Source organism: Kribbella sp. NPDC055071 (assembly GCF_053608045.1).
In genome coordinates this window covers 134090-150646 of sequence record NZ_JBSGUS010000021.1, presented here as the reverse complement: position 1 = coordinate 150646, position 16557 = coordinate 134090, and the positions used below count along the sequence as shown (strand labels likewise).

Annotated in this window: 17 protein-coding genes, 1 tRNA gene and 1 pseudogene; 14 read left to right on the top strand and 5 right to left on the bottom strand. The window is 68.4% G+C overall.

The window, feature by feature from the left end:
- Nucleotides 1–209 precede the first annotated feature (209 nt).
- The gene (locus ACWF4Z_RS30360; RefSeq protein WP_452246586.1) at nt 210–539 is read left to right on the top strand and encodes a hypothetical protein; all 330 of its coding nucleotides are present in this window, start codon (nt 210–212) and stop codon (nt 537–539) included.
- Nucleotides 540–542: 3 nt separating this feature from the next.
- On the opposite strand, the gene ACWF4Z_RS30355 is transcribed toward ACWF4Z_RS30360, so the two are convergent.
- From ACWF4Z_RS30355 to ACWF4Z_RS30345, 3 genes are read right to left on the bottom strand one after another with little or no spacing between them, the layout of a single operon-like run.
- Nucleotides 543–1367, bottom strand: a complete 825-nt coding sequence (locus tag ACWF4Z_RS30355) for a hypothetical protein (RefSeq protein WP_452246585.1) — start codon at nt 1365–1367, stop codon at nt 543–545.
- On the bottom strand, nt 1367–1993 hold the full coding sequence (locus ACWF4Z_RS30350; protein WP_452246584.1) for an RNA polymerase sigma factor: 627 nt from the start codon (nt 1991–1993) through the stop codon (nt 1367–1369). The genes ACWF4Z_RS30355 and ACWF4Z_RS30350 overlap by 1 nt, the downstream gene beginning before the upstream one ends.
- A 36-nt stretch (nt 1994–2029) precedes the next feature.
- Nucleotides 2030–3256, bottom strand: a complete 1227-nt coding sequence (locus ACWF4Z_RS30345) for a phosphotransferase (protein ID WP_452246583.1) — start codon at nt 3254–3256, stop codon at nt 2030–2032.
- Between the two features lie 73 nt (nt 3257–3329).
- On the opposite strand from ACWF4Z_RS30345, the gene dop reads away from it, so the two are divergent.
- The 13 genes and pseudogenes from dop to ACWF4Z_RS30280 all read left to right on the top strand — a co-directional run.
- Nucleotides 3330–4850 carry a depupylase/deamidase Dop gene (gene dop / locus ACWF4Z_RS30340; RefSeq protein ID WP_452246582.1) on the top strand — a complete coding sequence of 507 codons (1521 nt, stop codon included), beginning with the start codon at nt 3330–3332 and terminating at the stop codon, nt 4848–4850.
- A 78-nt stretch (nt 4851–4928) separates the two neighbouring features.
- A complete protein-coding gene (locus ACWF4Z_RS30335) occupies nt 4929–5138 on the top strand; it encodes a ubiquitin-like protein Pup (protein WP_452246581.1) in 210 nt (69 codons plus the stop codon).
- 8 nt (nt 5139–5146) lie between these two features.
- Nucleotides 5147–5989, top strand: coding sequence for a proteasome subunit beta (prcB, locus tag ACWF4Z_RS30330; protein WP_452246580.1), 843 nt, complete (start codon nt 5147–5149; stop codon nt 5987–5989).
- Between the two features lie 53 nt (nt 5990–6042).
- Entirely contained in the window at nt 6043–6891 is an 849-nt protein-coding gene (gene prcA / locus ACWF4Z_RS30325) for a proteasome subunit alpha (RefSeq protein ID WP_452246579.1), read from the top strand.
- Entirely contained in the window at nt 6888–7505 is a 618-nt protein-coding gene (locus ACWF4Z_RS30320) for an NUDIX hydrolase (RefSeq protein ID WP_452246578.1), read from the top strand. Before prcA ends, ACWF4Z_RS30320 begins: the two co-directional genes overlap by 4 nt.
- A gap of 24 nt (nt 7506–7529) precedes the next feature.
- Nucleotides 7530–8402: a bifunctional 5,10-methylenetetrahydrofolate dehydrogenase/5,10-methenyltetrahydrofolate cyclohydrolase gene (locus ACWF4Z_RS30315; RefSeq protein ID WP_452246577.1), complete on the top strand. Its 873-nt coding sequence runs from the start codon at nt 7530–7532 to the stop codon at nt 8400–8402.
- Between the two features lie 41 nt (nt 8403–8443).
- A complete protein-coding gene (gene aroH, locus ACWF4Z_RS30310; RefSeq protein ID WP_452246576.1) occupies nt 8444–8812 on the top strand; it encodes a chorismate mutase in 369 nt (122 codons plus the stop codon).
- Complete coding sequence (locus ACWF4Z_RS30305; RefSeq protein ID WP_452246575.1) at nt 8809–9873, top strand: prephenate dehydrogenase; 1065 nt, start codon at nt 8809–8811, stop codon at nt 9871–9873. The genes aroH and ACWF4Z_RS30305 overlap by 4 nt, the downstream gene beginning before the upstream one ends.
- Before the next feature lie 55 nt (nt 9874–9928).
- Nucleotides 9929–10612 (top strand): (d)CMP kinase, encoded by a 684-nt coding sequence (cmk, locus tag ACWF4Z_RS30300; protein ID WP_452246574.1) that lies wholly within the window; start codon nt 9929–9931, stop codon nt 10610–10612.
- Nucleotides 10609–11337, top strand: coding sequence for a lysophospholipid acyltransferase family protein (locus ACWF4Z_RS30295; protein WP_452246573.1), 729 nt, complete (start codon nt 10609–10611; stop codon nt 11335–11337). Before cmk ends, ACWF4Z_RS30295 begins: the two co-directional genes overlap by 4 nt.
- Nucleotides 11330–12709 (top strand): ribosome biogenesis GTPase Der, encoded by a 1380-nt coding sequence (gene der / locus ACWF4Z_RS30290; RefSeq protein WP_452246572.1) that lies wholly within the window; start codon nt 11330–11332, stop codon nt 12707–12709. The genes ACWF4Z_RS30295 and der overlap by 8 nt, the downstream gene beginning before the upstream one ends.
- Nucleotides 12710–12777: 68 nt before the next feature.
- Nucleotides 12778–12851, top strand: a tRNA-Pro gene (locus ACWF4Z_RS30285).
- Nucleotides 12852–12900: 49 nt separating this feature from the next.
- A pseudogene (locus ACWF4Z_RS30280) lies at nt 12901–13581 on the top strand (group I intron-associated PD-(D/E)XK endonuclease); the annotation flags it as partial.
- Between the two features lie 123 nt (nt 13582–13704).
- Here ACWF4Z_RS30280 and ACWF4Z_RS30275 read toward each other — a convergent pair.
- Nucleotides 13705–15876, bottom strand: coding sequence for an MMPL family transporter (locus tag ACWF4Z_RS30275; protein ID WP_452246571.1), 2172 nt, complete (start codon nt 15874–15876; stop codon nt 13705–13707).
- An 88-nt stretch (nt 15877–15964) separates the two neighbouring features.
- Complete coding sequence (locus ACWF4Z_RS30270; RefSeq protein WP_452246570.1) at nt 15965–16513, bottom strand: TetR/AcrR family transcriptional regulator; 549 nt, start codon at nt 16511–16513, stop codon at nt 15965–15967.
- Between the last annotated feature and the right edge of the window lie 44 nt (nt 16514–16557).

The following is a 16557-nucleotide window of genomic DNA, read 5'->3' as shown; positions in this document are numbered from 1 at the left end:
CAACGCACCACCGTGACACTCAAAATCCTCCACAAACGACATGGCCGCCGCAACTCCTCAAATCGAGGTGTTGCGACGACCACGTGAACCCGCCCTCCCCGCGGGGCTGTCGCCGTTGTGGGTGGACCCTCAGGGGTAGGGAAAACTCCCGGTGGGATAGGGGGCTTTCCCCGATTGGTACGGCGGTGTGGCCGCCGTACGTTGCTGGTATGGCGACGGATGAGGTGCGCAAGGACCTGCGGGCGGCTGTGGCCGCGCGGCAGGAGCTGGGGCCGGAGTACGAGGCTGCGATCATCGACAGCTTCCTGGAACGACTCGACGCCCAGCGCCGGGCCACTGCTGTCCCCGAGCCGGTGCGGCCGCCGCACCCGAGCCGCGAGCACGACCCGGGCGGCCTGGCCCTGGCGATCATCTCGGTCGTCGCCGCCATCCCGATCACCGCCATCTCCGCCGACATGATCGGCCCCTTCGGCGTCGTGATCAGCTGGCTCGGCCTCGTCCTCATCAACATCGCCCGAACCGCCGGCCGCCACAAGTAACCGTCAGGGCCGGACGGGCACCTGCTGGCCGTTCGCGTCGTACGCGCGGATCTCTACCGTGCCGACCAACAAGTCCTGGACGTCCTTGAGCCGATTCGAGGCGGAGGCCTCGATCCGACTGTCTGCGACGGCGTACCCGTTAGCGACGATGCCCGTGATCCACGGCCCGCTGAGGTCGCCGACGACGTACCGCGACTCGATCCGCGCGATCTCAGGTCGGGCCCGGTACACGATCCAGTTCTGCACGAACCGCGGGGAGCCACCCATCGACGTGATCCCGCCGGTCAGCTGCAGCAGCCCCTGCTCCTGAGTTGGCACGGCCGACCACCGTTCGTCGGGCACCGTGCCGCCGTCGGAGCCGGCGTAGCACGCCTCGACGCCCTGGGTGTGGTTCCCACCGGCCAGGTCGCGGCCCTGGATCAGCAGCATCATGGACCGGCTGCCCGCCTCGCGGCCGGTCATCCGCCGCGCCCAGAGCACCTCGACCGGGTTCTTGCGGGTTCGACCGAACGTACAGGCCACCTTGGCGGTCGCGGCCGCCTCGGCCGAGGGGACCGGGCCGAGATCCACCGTCGTCGGCAGCTCAGATCCGTCGACCACGGTCGGGCCTGTCGGCGCGGTCACGTCGGGCTGGGCGGTCGGCGGGTGGGTGATGACCAGGGTCGCCGCCACGACGGCACCGACAGCGGCGACGGAGATCGCTGGTGCGAGCCAACGGAACGCCGATCGACGCCGCGGCTGGGTCCGGTCCAGCACGCGATTGCGCAGCCGGGCGTGTTCAGCCGGGGTGAGCGACGGTACGGACGGAGGATCGAGCTTGGTCGTCATCAGAGCTCCTCGAGGAACGCGACGTGGGTGAGCAGGTCGGGGAAACGGCGACGGGTGCGGTGCAGGCGGGCCTTGACGGTGCCGAGGGGTACGCCGAGTGCGTCGGCGGCCTCGGCTTGGGTCAGGCCGGACCAGATGACCAGTTCGAGCGTGTCGCGCTCGTGCCGGGGGAGCTTGGCGATGGCTCGGCGGACCGCGGACATCTGCCGTTCGTCGTCGAGCCGGCGGGCGACCTCAGCGGCATGGTCCGGATCCGGTGGTGGGTTCGGCAGCCGGTCGATCAGCCGGTGGAAGCGGGACGCGGCCCGGGCCAGCGCGCGGCACTCGTTGCGTGCCACCACGAGCATGTAGGCGCGTGCGCTCGATGTCGTCAGCGGTCCGGGCGGGTTGCGCTGGAACCGGCGCCAGAGGCTCACGAACGTCGTCTGGACCACCTCCTCGGCAGCACTCCAGGAGGCGGTACGACGAAACGCGAAGGCATGCACCGCGTCCGCGTGGCGATCGAACAGCTCGCCCAGAGCTCGGTGATCGCCCTGCTGCAGCCGCGCCCACAGCTCCTGATCGGAGTCCGATTCGTCCACGACGGCACTCACCTGCCCGGTGTCATCGACGGGAATGATCTTCACACCCGTAAGTGCCCACCATCGCCCCCAGTGGTTGCATCACAGCGAGTTGAGGATCTCCTGCAGTCCGTTCTCCACGTCATCGGGCAGGTCCAGCAGGAGGCCGCGGTGTACGCCGTACCAAGGGCCCAGGCTGGCCCAGTCGCGAGCCCTGGCCCGGAGCTCCGGGGTGACGTCGTAGGTCTCGGCCACACCGGCTGCCAGCTCCGGTCCGGCGTCGTTGAGGATCCAGCAGAGGTCGACGGCCGGGTCGCCGATCTCGGCGTCGGTCCAGTCGATGATGCCGGTGACTTGCCCGGCATGGACGAGGATGTGGTCTGGGCCGAGGTCGCAATGCACCAGTGCGGTCCGGTGGCCCGGGATGCGATCGAGTAGCTCCTGCGCGGCCGTCTGCTTGTCGGCTGGAAGCAGTGGCACCACCTGCGCGCGGCACTCCGCGAGGAAGACCGCCTTCTCGTCGCCGGCACGCGTTGCGTCTCGTGCACCACGTATGGCGGCCTCTGACGGGTCAACGGCGTGCAGTGCGCTGAGGAAGGCGCCGAGCTGGCGGCCGATCGACCTATCGCCGGCTTCGAGAGGTGAACCGCGCAGAGCCAGGTGTCGTACGCCGTTCTCGGTCGGCTCGGGGACGGGGATGGGCAGGGGGAGTTGCGGGGCCAACCAGGGCAGCAGGGTGGTTTCGGCCTGCAGGAGGGCCTGGACCGCGGGTCGCCGGGGGACGCGGTGGATCCACGGTCCGTCGTACCAGGCGATGCTGTCCCAGCCTTCGTTGATGGTGAGGTCGCGGACGTATGAACCGAGCAGGCCGACTGTGTCTGGCATGAAGGGCCACTCGTCCAGCTTGGCGACGAGGTCGGTCGGGGTCATCCACGCACCCCACTCGACCTCCTCCGGCTGGTGCCTTACCGGACCGTCCCAGACGCACGTGTAGAGGTAGGCGTGGTACGTCGTGTGGTCGTCCGCGTAATCGCCCTCGGGCAACTCAGTGAGCTCGACACCGGAGATGCCCAGCTCCTCAGCGAGCTCGCGTACGACGGCGTCGTACGGATCCTCACCGGCCGCGACCACGCCGCCGGCCGCGAAGTCGTACCGACCCGGGTACACGTCCTTGATCGGCGTACGACGATGCACGTAGACGTCTCCGGCCGCATTCCGGACGACTACACCGGTGGCCGCATGGCGGAGATTGTCGCGCCGCATCACCGAGCGTGGCGCGGTACCGATGACACGGTTGTCTTCGTCCAGAATCGCCACCAATTCATCCACGCGGGCAGTTTCACACGTAACCCTGTGGACACGGCAACGCCTTTAACTCCCGGCACCGCGTAGGCTCGTGAGCATGAGTGTTCGGCGGATCATGGGGACCGAGACCGAGTTCGGCATCTCGGTTCCAGGACAGCCCGGGGCCAACCCGATGCTGACCTCGAGCCAGGTGGTGAACGGCTACGCCCAGACGCAGCCACTCGCGCGGAAGACGAGGTGGGACTTCGACGAGGAGCACCCGCTGCGGGACGCGCGCGGCTTCGACCTGAGCCGCGAGGTCGCGGACTCGAACCAGCTCACCGACGAGGAGACCGGGCTGGCCAACGTCATCCTCACCAACGGTGCCCGGCTGTACGTCGACCACGCCCACCCGGAGTACTCCGCGCCGGAGACGACGAACCCGCGCGACACCGTGGTCTGGGACAAGGCCGGCGAGCTGGTGATCATGGAAGGCGCCCGGCAGGCCCGCCTGATCCCGGGTGCTCCCCAGCTGAACCTGTACAAGAACAACACCGACAACAAGGGCGCCTCGTACGGCTCGCACGAGAACTACCTGATGCGCCGGTCGACGGCGTTCGCGTCGATCGTGCGGCACCTGACGCCGTTCTTCGTGAGCCGGCAGGTCGTCACCGGCGCGGGCCGGGTCGGCCTCGGCCAGGACGGCGCACAGAACGGGTTCCAGATCAGCCAGCGGGCCGACTACTTCGAGGTCGAGGTCGGGCTCGAGACGACGCTGAAGCGGCCGATCATCAACACCCGCGACGAGCCGCACGCGAACCCGGACCGCTACCGCCGCCTGCACGTGATCATCGGCGACGCGAACCTGTCCGAGATCTCGACGTACCTCAAGGTCGGGACGACGTCGCTCGTGCTGGCGATGATCGAGGACGGCTGGCTGAGCGAGGACCTCGGCGTGGACCGCCCGGTCAGCGCGCTGCACGAGATCAGCCACGACCCGACCTGCACGCACCTGATGACGCTCAAGGACGGTCGCAAGCTGACCGCTGTCCAGCTGCAGACGGAGTACCTCGAGCAGGCCCGCAAGTACGTCGAGGACAAGTACGGCGACGACGCGGACCGGCAGACCAAGGACGTGCTGCATCGCTGGGAGCAGGTCCTCGACCAGCTCGCGACCGACCCGATGACGCTGTCGGACCAGCTCGACTGGGTGGCGAAGTACAAGCTGCTGCAGTCCTACCGCGATCGCGACGGCCTGGACTGGGACGACCCCAAGCTCCACCTGGTCGACCTGCAGTACGCCGACCTTCGTCCGGACAAAGGCCTGTACTACAAGTTGGTGAAGTCCGGCCGGATGCAGCGGATCGTCACCGACGAGGAGATCCGGATGGCGGTCGCGCACCCGCCGGTCGACACCCGCGCGTACTTCCGCGGCCGCTGCATGCAGCAGTACGCGCCGCAGGTTGCGGCGGCCTCCTGGGACTCGGTGATCTTCGATCTGCCCGGCAAGGAATCGTTGCAACGTATCCCTACCTTGGACCCGTTGCGCGGCACGAAGGCGCACGTCGGGGCACTTCTGGACCAGTGCGACACCGCCAGTGACCTGGTTCGCACCATTACTGGGGGCGCCGCCGGGTAGGGTCGCCGTAGCGGAAGAAAATTCTGCGACGGCCGGTTGGGCGGCCGCCGCGGTCGGCGGTTCTAGGAGGTGTGGGTTATGGCGAAGGACGGCGGTCAGCAGCACAAGCAGTCCAAGCGTTCGTCGACCGAGGAAGAGGTCGACCAGGTCGAGGCGTCCGAGGACGTCCAGGAGCGCAAGGAACGGCTCGACGAGGACGTGGACTCGATCCTCGACGAGATCGACGAGGTCCTCGAGGAGAACGCCGAGGAGTTCGTCCGCGGATTCGTGCAAAAGGGTGGAGAGTGAACCGCTAGATGACTTTCGATGCCTCCGGCCGGTTGCCGGAAGCCTTCCTGACCCCAGGTGGCTCGTCGTTCATGGATTTCCTGGCCGGGCACGCGCCCGATCTGTTGCCGGGACGGCGCAGCCTGGGGCAGGCCGACTTCTCGGCCGAAGTCCCGCACGGTACGACGATCGTCGCGGCCACCTTCCCCGGTGGCGTCGTGATGGCCGGCGACCGGCGCGCCACGATGGGCAACGTGATCGCCCAGCGTGACATCGAGAAGGTGTTCCCGGCCGACGAGTACTCGGCGGTCGCGTTCGCCGGTACGGCCGGCTTCGGGATCGAGATGGTCCGGCTGTTCCAGGTCGAGCTGGAGCACTACGAGAAGCTGGAAGGCGCGACGCTCAGCCTGGACGGCAAGGCGAACCGGCTCAGCGCGCTGATCCGCGGCAACCTGGCGATGGCCCTGCAGGGCCTGGCCGTGGTGCCGCTGTTCGCGGGGTACGACCCGGACATCAAGGGCGGCCGGATCTTCTCCTACGACCCCACCGGCGGTCGCTACGAGGAGCACCACTTCCACAGCGTCGGTTCGGGTTCGGTCTTCGCCCGGGGCGCGCTGAAGAAGCTGTACCGCGAGGACTCGTCGGTGACCGACTGCGTCACGGCCGTGATCCAATCCCTGATCGACGCCGCCGACGACGACTCGGCGACCGGTGGTCCGGACATGCTGCGGCGGATCTTCCCGGTGGTCGGGGTTGTCACCGCCGACGGGTACCGGCGGATGCCCGAGGACGAGGTCGCCGCGATCGTCGACGCGGCCTGGGCCGAGCGGCACCGGCGCCCCGACGGCCCGGCCTCGGCGTCCCTCACCTGAGACCTGAGGCGGCTGACCTTGATCCCACCGACTGATAGAGGACGACACCTTCGATGAGCACGCCGTTCTACGTCTCGCCCGAACAGCTGATGCGCGACCGGGCGGACTTCGCCCGGAAGGGCATCGCCAAGGGGCGCAGCGCGATCGCCCTGCAGTACGCCGACGGCATCCTGTTCGTCGCGGAGAACCGGTCGCCCGCGCTGCACAAGGTGGCCGAGATCTACGACCGGATGGCCTTCGCCGCCGTCGGCCGGTACAACGAGTTCGAGAACCTGCGGATCGCCGGCGTCCGGCTGGCCGACATGCGCGGGTACTCCTACGACCGGCGCGACGTCACCGGCCGGGCCCTGGCCAACGCGTACGCGCAGACCCTCGGCGCGATCTTCTCCTCCGGCGGTGAGAAGCCGCTCGAGGTCGAGATCCTGGTCGCCGAGGTCGGCGCCACCACGGCCGAGGACCAGATCTACCGGCTGACGTACGACGGCTCGATCGCGGACGTCCGCGGTTACGCCGTGATGGGTGGCCCCGCGGAGACGGTCGCCGAGTATGTCGGTGAGCACTTCCAGGAGGGCATCTCGCTGGCCGGAGCACTCCGGCTGGCCGTCGACGCCCTCGGCCACGACGGCACCGAGGTCCGTGAGCTGACCTCGGACCAGATCGAGGTCGCGATCCTGGACCGGACCCGGACCCAGGTGCGCAAGTTCAAGCGGATCTCCGAGGAGACGCTGACCCGGATCCTGTCCGAGTCCCGTCCGGCCGAGGAGGCGACGGCGGACGAGTCGGCGGATGCCGAATCCAAGGGTGACGAGGCGTCGGCGACCGAGGACACCCCGGTCGCGCCGCCGGGTGACGACGTACCGATTGCCCCTCCGGCGGACCCCGAGGACAACCGGCCGTTGTGACCGGCCGGTCGAGGTCTTCAGCGCACGGCGAACCCCTGGAGCAGTCTCCAGGGGTTCGTCCTGATGACCCCGAGCCGTGGGAGTTGCTGGACGAGGAGCCGGGGTTCAACCGGTTCCTGACTGTGAAGCTGCGGCGCTACCGGATGCCGGACGGCCGTGAGGTCGAGTGGGATGTCTTCGGGCCGGAGTCCGAGGACGGGATCAGCGCCGGTGTCACCGTGCTGCCGCTGACGCCGGAAGGCCGGATCGTGATCGTCCGGATGTTCCGGGCCGGGCCTGACCGCATCGTCACGAACCTGCCCGGTGGACTGGTCGAACCAGGGGAGGATCCCGCGCAGGCCGGCGTCCGGGAGCTCGAGGAAGAGACCGGGTACACCTGCGAGTCGCTCGATCTGGTCGGCTGGCAGTGGTCGTCGGCGTCGTCGACGTTCCGGAAGTACGTCGCGATCGCGCGTGGATGCCGTCCCGACGGCAAGCAGTCGCTGGACGACACCGAGGACTGCGTCCCGGCCGAGGTCTCCGTCGACGCCTTCCGCGCCGAGCTCCGGACCCCGGGCGCAATGACCGGGATCGACGCCGCCTATCTGGCCCTGGACCACGCCGGATTGTTGTAGTGCCTTTTGGGAGATCGGCCGAGGATGACAGCTGAACTGATGACAGGGACCGACCTGGCCGCCGCGATGGTGGCGCGGGTGGGGGAGCGGGCGCGGGCCTTCGAGGAGCGGACCGGGAGTCAGGTCTGTCTGGCGACGGTGCTGGTCGGGGATGATCCGGCGTCGGCGACGTACGTGCGGATGAAGCAGAACCGGTCGAAGAAGGCCGGGATCGGGTCGCGGAGTGTGGTGTTGCCGGCCGAGACGACGACCGCGGAGTTGGTCGGCGAGCTGACCACGCTGTCCGAGGATCCGGCCGTGCACGGGATCCTGCTGCAGCATCCGGTGCCGGCGCAGATCGACGAGCGGGCGGCGTTCGAGGCGATTGCTCCGGGCAAGGATGTCGACGGGGTGACGACGCGGTCGTTCGGTGCGATGGCATTCGGCGAACCCGGGTTCCGGTCGGCGACGCCGGGCGGGATCATCCGGCTGCTCGAGACGTACGACGTACCGATCGCCGGGGCGCACGCGGTCGTCATCGGCCGCAGCCCGATCCTCGGCAAGCCGGTGGGGATGTTGCTGCTGGCATCGAACGCGACCGTCACCTACACGCACTCCCGGACCGTCGACCTGCCCGCGATCGTCCGGACCGCGGACATCGTGGTCGCCGCGGTCGGCAAGCCGAACTTCGTTCGCGGCAACTGGCTCAAGCCGGGCGCGGTCGTGGTCGATGCCGGCTACAACGAGGGGAACGTCGGCGACGTCCACTTCGACGAGGCGGCCGAGGTCGCCGGCCTGATCACGCCGGTTCCGGGCGGTGTCGGGCCGATGACGATCGCTCTGCTGCTGGAGCAAGCCGTCGATGCCGCGGAGGCTCAATCCGAGACGGATGTCCACTCCCTGACCACTCTGGCCTAGGGTTGTAGGCAGGCGTAAGGGACAACCGAGGAGGCAGGCGCGTGGCGGTACGGGCGATCCGGGGTGCCACCCAGCTGGATGTGGACGAGCGCGAGCACCTGCTCGAGCGGTCCGCGGAGCTGGTGAAGGCGGTCCTGGAGGCGAACGATCTGGAGAACGAGGATCTGATCAGCATCCTCTTCACCGTCACGTCCGATCTGCGGTCGGAGTTTCCGGCCGTCGCCGGTCGGCAGATCGGGCTGACCGACGTACCGCTGATGTGCATGCAGGAGATCCCGGTCCCGCACGCGCTGCCGCGGGTGGTCCGGTTGATGGTGCACACCGAGAGCTCGCGGAGCCGGGACAAGATCCAGCACGTGTACCTGCACGGTGCCGTCGCGCTGCGCCCAGATCTGACCGGCGCGCAATGACCGAATTGCGCGGCCCGGTTCGGATCGTCGGGACCGGGCTCATCGGTACGTCGATCGGCCTCGCGCTGGTGCGATTGGGTGTCGTGGTCGAGCTCGTCGACGCCGACCCCGACAGTGCGCTGATGGCCGAGCGGATCGGCGCTGGATCGAGGCTGGTCGAGCTCGAGCCGCAGCTCGTGGTCGTCGCCGTACCGCCGGATCATGTCGGCGCGGTGGTCGCCGAGCAGCTCGAACAGACCGACGCGATCGTCACGGACGCGGCCAGCGTGAAGTCGAAGCCGCTCGTCGACGCGCGGCGGCTCACCGACGACGTCAGCCGGTACGTCGGCGGTCACCCGATGGCAGGCTCCGAGCGCAACGGGCCGCTGGCCGGGCGCGCTGACCTGTTCGACGGCGCGACCTGGGCGATCACGCCGCACGAGACGAGCACCCCCGAGGCCGTCGAGTTGGTACGACGGTTGGCCGAGGCCGCCGGCGCCCGCACGGTCGAGATGTCGGTCGAGGACCACGACCTCGGCGTCGCCCGGGTCTCGCACCTGCCGCACCTGATGTCGGCGCTCGCCGCCGGCACGCTGGCGGATGCGCCGAGTTCGCACCTGCAGTTGTCCGGCCAGGGCGTCCGTGACGTGACCCGCATCGCGGCCGGGGACCCCAAGCTGTGGACGCAGATCGTGTCGGCGAACTCTTCGGCCCTGACCGGTTTGCTGGAGCAGATCCGCGGCGAGCTCGATCGGCTACTCGTTGCCTTAGGCAAAGAAGAGGCTGCGGAGGAGCTCACCTCGATCCTCGGTCAGGGAGTCTCGGGCGCGGTCCGGGTGCCGGGCAAGCACGGCGCCCCGCACATCGATCTGGTCACCGTGCTGGTCACGATCCCCGACCGGCCGGGGCAGCTGGCCCGGTTGTTCGCGGACGCGGCCGAGTCCGGCGCGAACGTCGAGGACCTGCGCATCGACCACAGTCCCGGCCGTCCGGTCGGTGAGGTCGAGCTCGCGGTGAAACCGGGCTCGGTCGACCAGTTGGTCGACGTACTCAGCGAACGGGGCTGGATCGTCCACCGATAGGGCAGCATGCGGTCCTCTTGGCGAGAATGTCACCGGCCACGGGTAATCTCTGGGCATGATCATCGCTGTGGACGGCCCGAGCGGCTCCGGTAAGTCGAGCACCGCACGAGGCGTCGCCAGCCGGCTGGGCCTGCGGTTCCTGGACACCGGCGCGACCTATCGCGCGGTGACGTGGTCCTCGATCGAGCACGGTCTCGATCTGGACGACAAGGCCGCGGTCGCGCAGCGGGCCCGGGAGCTGCGGCTCGAGATCAGCACCGATCCGGTCCGGCAGTTCGTGATCGCCGACGGGACCGACGTGACGAGCGCGATCCGGGAGCCGCGGATCAGCGAGACGGTCTCGAAGATCGCCACCAACCTGGACGTCCGCAAGGAGCTGGTCCGGCGACAGCGCGAGATCATCGACGACGCTCAGCCCAGTGGCGGGATCGTCGTCGAGGGCCGCGACATCGCGACCGTGGTCGCCACCGACGCGGAGCTGAAGGTCCTGCTCACCGCCGACACCGAGGCCCGGCTGGCCCGCCGCGGCGCGGAGCTGGCGGCCGGATCGGTGACGGCCGAGCAGTTGCGCGACCAGATCGTCCGGCGGGACGCCGACGACTCGACCGTGTCGGAGTTCCAGGTCGCGTCCGACGGCGCGGTCACCATCGACTCGACGGATCTGTCCCTGGAGGAGGTCATCGACGTGATTACCCGTCTCGCGAAGGAGGCCGAGGCTTTGCGCGCCCAGGAGTCATGACAGCTGAGCTCACCGGGCAGGTCGAGCTGCCGCGCACCGATGACCTGCCCCGCCTGCCGTACCGGCTCGCGGTGCCGGTCCGGGTCGTCGCGAGACCGTATTTCCGGCGTAAGTACAGGCTGACGGTCCATCGCGAGGAGCTGTTTCCGCGGACCGGTCCGGTGCTGATGACCACCAACCATGTCGGCCTGCTCGACGGGCCGTTGCTGGGAGCGATCGCACCCCGGATGCTGCACCAACTCGGCAAGATCGAGGCGTTCGGCGGTCTGCAGGGTGCGTTCCTGCGGCGGATCGGCCAGATTCCGGTCGATCGGCGCTCGTACGACCTCCTCGCGATCCGGCAGTCGATCAAGGTGCTCCGGGACGGCAGGGTGCTGAACATCTACCCCGAAGGCACCCGCGGGGCCGGCGACTTCACGCGAATGCGCTACGGAGTCGCCTATCTGGCCATGGTCACGGGGGCGCCGATCCTGCCGGTGGCACTGCTCGGGACCAGGCTGCCGCACGGGGATGTGGAGCATTTCCCGCCGGCCGGGAGCCCGATCGATGTCGTGTATGGCGAGCCTTTCACGGTGGAGCGCGTACCCTTTCCTAGGCGGCACTCCGACGTACGGGCGGTTGCTGCCCAGATCGGCGACGTGTTGAGAGCCCATGTAAGGGCCGCCGTCGACTCCACCGGCCACCCGCTCCCGGGCGCGCCAGACAAGAAGGACCCTGATGAGTGACCTGCCCACCGGCTACGACTTCGCCGAGCCCACGCACGAGCGCGAGGACACCGGGCCGCTGCCCGTGCTCGCGATCGTCGGCCGGCCGAATGTGGGCAAGTCCACACTGGTGAACCGAATCATCGGCCGCCGCGAGGCCGTCGTCGAGGACACCCCGGGGGTGACGCGCGATCGCGTGTCGTACGACGCCAACTGGGCCGGCCGGGGCTTCACGGTCGTCGACACCGGCGGCTGGGACCCGGACGCGGTCGGCATGGCCGCGCTGGTCGCCGCCCAGGCCGAGGTCGCGATCAACGCGGCGGACGCGGTCCTGTTCGTGGTCGACGCGACGGTCGGCATCACGGACGCGGACGAGGCCGTCGTCCGCGTACTGCGGAAGTCCGGGAAGCCCGTCGTACTGGCCGCTAACAAGGTCGACGACCAGCGCGTCGAGTCCGAGGCGATGAACCTGTGGAGTCTGGGGATCGGCGAGCCGTTCCCGGTCTCCGCGATGCACGGCCGGGGGACCGGCGACATGCTCGACGCCGTCCTCGCCGCGCTGCCCGAGGCGCCGCCGGAGCGCGACGCCGAGCTCGGCGGACCGCGCCGGGTCGCGATCGTCGGCAAGCCGAACGTCGGCAAGTCCTCGCTGCTCAACAAGGTCGCCAAGGAAGACCGCGTCGTCGTCAGCGACATCGCCGGTACGACGGTCGACCCGGTCGACGAGCTGATCACGCTCGGTGGCCAGGAGTGGCGGTTCATCGACACCGCCGGCATCCGGCGCAAGGTGAAGAACTCCCAGGGCCACGAGTACTACGCGTCCCTGCGCACCAACGCCGCCATCGAGCGCGCCGAGGTCGTCGTGGTCGTGATCGACGCGTCCGGGCCGATGACCGAGCAGGACCTGCGGATCATGAACGCGGTCGAGGAGGCCGGTAAGGCGCTCGTGATCGCGTACAACAAGTGGGACCTCGTCGACGAGGACCGCCGGTACTACCTGGAGAAGGAGATCGACCGCGACCTGGTCCAGTTCCGCTGGGCGCCGCGGGTCAACATCTCCGCTCTGACCGGCCGGCACATGGAGAAGCTGGTGCCGGCGATCGAGGCCGCGCTCGACGGCTGGCAGACCCGCGTCCCGACCGGCCAGCTGAATGCGTTCCTCGGCCGGCTCGTCGCGGCCCACCCGCACCCGGTCCGCTCCGGCAAGCAGCCCAAGATCCTGTTCGGGACCCAGGCAACGACCATGCCCCCGACGTTCGCGATCTTCACCTCGGGCCAGATCGAACCGTCCTACCAACGCTTCATCGAACGCCGCCTCCGCGAAGACTTCGGCTTCGTCGGCAGCCCCGTCCACGTCCAAATCCGAGCCCGCCAAAAGAACAAGAAACGCTAGGAACCCGGTAAGAACCACTGCCGCGGATGAGGTATGGTTTACCCGCTGGCTCGTTCGCGAGTCGGCTACGGGCTGTGGCGTAGTTTGGTAACGCGTTCGGCTGGGGGCCGAAAGAGCGCAGGTTCAAATCCTGTCAGCCCGACCCCAAGAGGGGCACCGATTCTGTCGGTGCCCCTCTTTATGTTGATCGCATGAGTACACCTGGGGATCGAAGGACCTGGAACGACGATCAGTTGCGTGCGGCGGTGCGAACCAGCCTGTCGTGGCGTGCGGTTGCCCGCGCGCTGGGACTGAAAGGCACCTCGGTCAACGTGATCAAAAGATATGCCCGCCGGCTTGAGCTGGACACATCACACTTCACCGGACAGCGTCGGTGGTCGGATCAGCAACTGCGCGTTGCGGTCGCAGCAGCGAGCTGCTGGGCCGATGTTCTGAACGCGTTCGGCCTCGTAGACACCGCGGCGGAGCGGGTCCGGGTCAAAGGGCATGCCGTGAGGTTGGGTCTGGATTGCGCGCACCTGAGGTCGCCCCACACCCAGGGGACGCCGACGACGGTGTTTGACGAACCGGTCCGGCCGGAGATGCTGCGCTACGCGTCGGCGGCTGTCGCGATGGCGTGGTTTTCTTTGCGTGGATGTCCGGTTGCGTTGCCGACTGAACCGCAGGAGTACGACCTGCTGGTGACGACGTCCAAGGGCGTTCAGCGTGTGCAGGTGAAGAGTTGCGCCTCGCGAAATCGAAGGGGCTACTGGGACGTTGGCGTCGGGCGGCGTCCGTATGTCCTCGACAAGTCCGCCGGCAAGATGCCCTACGACCCGGACTCGATCGACCTGTTCTTCATTCTTCTCGGAGACGGAAGCATCTATGTCGTCCCGAGCTCGGTGCTGGCCGGCCGAATCCGCATTTCGGCGGAGAGTTACGCGGCGTACCGGGTGGGGGATGCGTCGAGTTTGTTGGGTGGGGCACCAGCGGGTGCTGGTGCCCCACCGGGGGTTTCAGCTTACGCTGCTGAGTTCCTTGGGCTCCGGGGTTTCAACCCGAAGGGATTCGCCCTCGATGTCTACTCGGGGGGTGATGCGGTCGAGCCACTTCGGGAACCACCAGGCTCGGTCGCCTAGCAGGCTGAGGATGGCGGGGACCAGGGTCATCCGGACCACGAAGGCGTCGATGAGGACGCCGACGGTGAGGCCGAAGCCGATGGCCTTGATGATGGGGTCGTCGACCAGGATGAAGCCGGCGAAGACCGACGCCATGATCAGGGCGGCGGCGGTGACGACGCGGGCGCCGTGGCCGAGGCCCTGGATGGTGGCTTCGCGGGCGTGCTTGCCGTGGACGAACTCCTCGCGGACGCGGGACACGATGAAGACCTCGTAGTCCATCGCCAGGCCGAACAGGATGCCCATCATGATGATCGGGAGGAAGCTGACCAGCGGGCCGGGGGAGTCGATCCCGACCAGGCTCGCGAGGTGGCCCTGCTGGAACACGCCGACCGTGATCCCGAAGGTCGCGCCGATCGTCAGCACGAAGCCGAGCGTCGCCTTCAACGGCACGAGGATCGACCGGAATGCCAGCAGCAACAGCAGGAACGACAGCCCGATGACCACCAGCAGGTACGTCGGAAGCGCGCTGGACAACTTGTTGGAGACATCGACGCCGACCGCCGTGTTGCCGGTGACGGAGATCGTCGCGTCCTGAGTCGCGAGCGGCTGGATCGCGGTCCGCAGGTTCTTCACCAGCTCCGACGTCTGCTCGCTGGCAGGGCCACTGGCCGGGATCACCTGAGCCAGTAGAGTCGATCCGTCCGCACTCGCAGCCGCCGGCTGCGCGGCCACAACATCCTTGAGCCCGGACGCCTTCGCCAGCACCTGCTTGACCACCGCGTCAGACGTCGCCGCATCAGGGCTCTTCACCACCACGATGAGCGGGCCGTTCGCGCCAGGCCCGAAAGCCTGCGCAGTCAGGTCATAGGCCACCCGCTGGTTCGTACCCGCCGCGGCCGACGCGCCATCCGGAAGCGCGAGCTGCATGTCCTTGACCGGAATCGCCAGGACCCCGAGCCCGATGATGCCGATGGCAACAATCGGAACCCGGAACCGCGTCACGAACCGTCCCCAGCGGAAGCCGAACCCTTCCGTCGGCTCAGCCTGCGCGGGCTCCTTGCGAACCTTGCGAGGCAGGATCCGGTTCCCGACAAACCCAAGGAGGGCCGGCAACAGCGTCAACGCAACAAGCACCGCCGTGAGCACGGTGGCCGCCGCCGCGAGGCCCATCGCGGTCAGGAACGGAACACCGACCACACTCAGCCCGGCCAGCGCGATGACCACGGTCGCACCAGCGAACAACACCGCCGATCCCGCCGTCGCTGTGGCCCTGCCGACGGACTCCTCCGGATCCATGCCCGCGGCAAGCTGGGTCCGATGCCGCGAACTGATGAACAACGAATAGTCGATACCGACCGCAAGCCCCAGCATCAAAGCGAGGATCGGCGCAGTCGACGACACGTCGGTGAACGCGGTCACGATGAACAACCCCGCCATCCCGGCCAGTACGCCGAGCAGCGCCGTCAGCAACGTCATCCCGGCCGCGACCAGCGAGCCGAACGTGATGACCAGTACGACGGCCGCGACAGCGACCCCAATCACTTCGGTGACACCGATCTCGGGTACGCCGCCGACCACCTGCCCGCCCGGGACGATCTTCAGATCACCCGTGCTCAGGCCGCTCAGACCGTCGTACGCCTTGGTGCTGTCCTTCGAAAGCTCGTCCGCGGGCTTGTCGAACTGGACGCTGATCAGGCCGGTCGTGCCGTCGGGGCTGATCGCCTTGCTGGTGAAGGGGTCGATCGCGGCGATCACCTCCGGCACCTTCGCGACCTTGGCGACGGTCGCACCGACGGCCGCCTGCACGTTCGGATCGGTGAGCGTCTTGCCGTCGGGTGCCTTCACGACGACTGTCGCCGAGGCGCCGCTGGCCGCGGGAAGCTCCTGCTTCAGAGCGTCCAGAGCGCGCTGTGACTCGGTGCCTGGGATCGAGAACGCGTTGGTGGTCTTGCCGCCCAGTGTCAGCGCACCGACGCCGAGCAGGACGAGGAACAGCGTCCAGACGGCGACGACGAGACGCCGGCGTTGGTAGGAGAACCGGCCGAGCCGGTACAGCAGATTGGCCATCGGAGAGTGCATCCGTTCGGGTCGGTACGGCGTACGTGCAGGGGGAACCGTCCGCCGGCAGGTGCGCCGGCGGCCGGGGTACGTCAGATCAGCCGCGTCTGAGCAGTCGCCGGAGGGCGATCTCGCAGAGTCTTCGCAGTTCTTCGTCGGTCTGTTCGCCGGGATGCCGGCACTCGCCGAGCAGTCCGTTGACGGCGAACTTGGCCAGGTGGCGCTCGATCGGATCCTCCGAGCCGGCCATGTACTCGGTCATCCGGATGCCGTCGGCCACCAGCCCGGCGATCTCCGGTACCTCCACGATCACGGGGATGACGTCCTGCAGTACGTCGATGACGCCGCGATGCACGACCGCGAGATCGATGAAGTGCTCGATCGCGAAGTCCTGGGCCTTGTCCACGGGCAACTTCGCCGCGGCCTCGACGATCGCCGCCAGGTCCGCGGCGGCCGGCTCGAGGACGGCCGCCAGCACGGCGGGCTTCCCGCTGAAGTGGTAGAGCACCGTCGCCTTCGAGCAACCGGCGGCGGTCGCGATGTCCTGCAGGGACGTCGCGTTGTACCCGTTGTTCTGGAACAGGTCCATCGCCTGCCGCACGATCTCGTGCCTGGTCCGCTCCCGGGCGGGGGTCGTGACTGCCATGTCAACCATCATCCTGACCGATCGGCCAGTTTTCAACCGATCGG

Excerpts from the sequence above, each read along its gene's own strand:
- ACWF4Z_RS30360 (WP_452246586.1), top strand. The coding sequence starts at position 210 with ATGGCGACGGATGAGGTGCGCAAGGACCTGCGGGCGGCTGTGGCCGCG.
- ACWF4Z_RS30355 (WP_452246585.1), bottom strand. The coding sequence starts at position 1,367 with ATGACGACCAAGCTCGATCCTCCGTCCGTACCGTCGCTCACCCCGGCT.
- dop (WP_452246582.1), top strand. The coding sequence starts at position 3,330 with ATGAGTGTTCGGCGGATCATGGGGACCGAGACCGAGTTCGGCATCTCG.
- ACWF4Z_RS30335 (WP_452246581.1), top strand. The coding sequence starts at position 4,929 with ATGGCGAAGGACGGCGGTCAGCAGCACAAGCAGTCCAAGCGTTCGTCG.
- prcB (WP_452246580.1), top strand. The coding sequence starts at position 5,147 with ATGACTTTCGATGCCTCCGGCCGGTTGCCGGAAGCCTTCCTGACCCCA.
- prcA (WP_452246579.1), top strand. The coding sequence starts at position 6,043 with ATGAGCACGCCGTTCTACGTCTCGCCCGAACAGCTGATGCGCGACCGG.
- ACWF4Z_RS30315 (WP_452246577.1), top strand. The coding sequence starts at position 7,530 with ATGACAGCTGAACTGATGACAGGGACCGACCTGGCCGCCGCGATGGTG.
- ACWF4Z_RS30305 (WP_452246575.1), top strand. The coding sequence starts at position 8,809 with ATGACCGAATTGCGCGGCCCGGTTCGGATCGTCGGGACCGGGCTCATC.
- cmk (WP_452246574.1), top strand. The coding sequence starts at position 9,929 with ATGATCATCGCTGTGGACGGCCCGAGCGGCTCCGGTAAGTCGAGCACC.
- ACWF4Z_RS30295 (WP_452246573.1), top strand. The coding sequence starts at position 10,609 with ATGACAGCTGAGCTCACCGGGCAGGTCGAGCTGCCGCGCACCGATGAC.
- der (WP_452246572.1), top strand. The coding sequence starts at position 11,330 with ATGAGTGACCTGCCCACCGGCTACGACTTCGCCGAGCCCACGCACGAG.
- ACWF4Z_RS30275 (WP_452246571.1), bottom strand. The coding sequence starts at position 15,876 with ATGGCCAATCTGCTGTACCGGCTCGGCCGGTTCTCCTACCAACGCCGG.
- ACWF4Z_RS30270 (WP_452246570.1), bottom strand. The coding sequence starts at position 16,513 with ATGGCAGTCACGACCCCCGCCCGGGAGCGGACCAGGCACGAGATCGTG.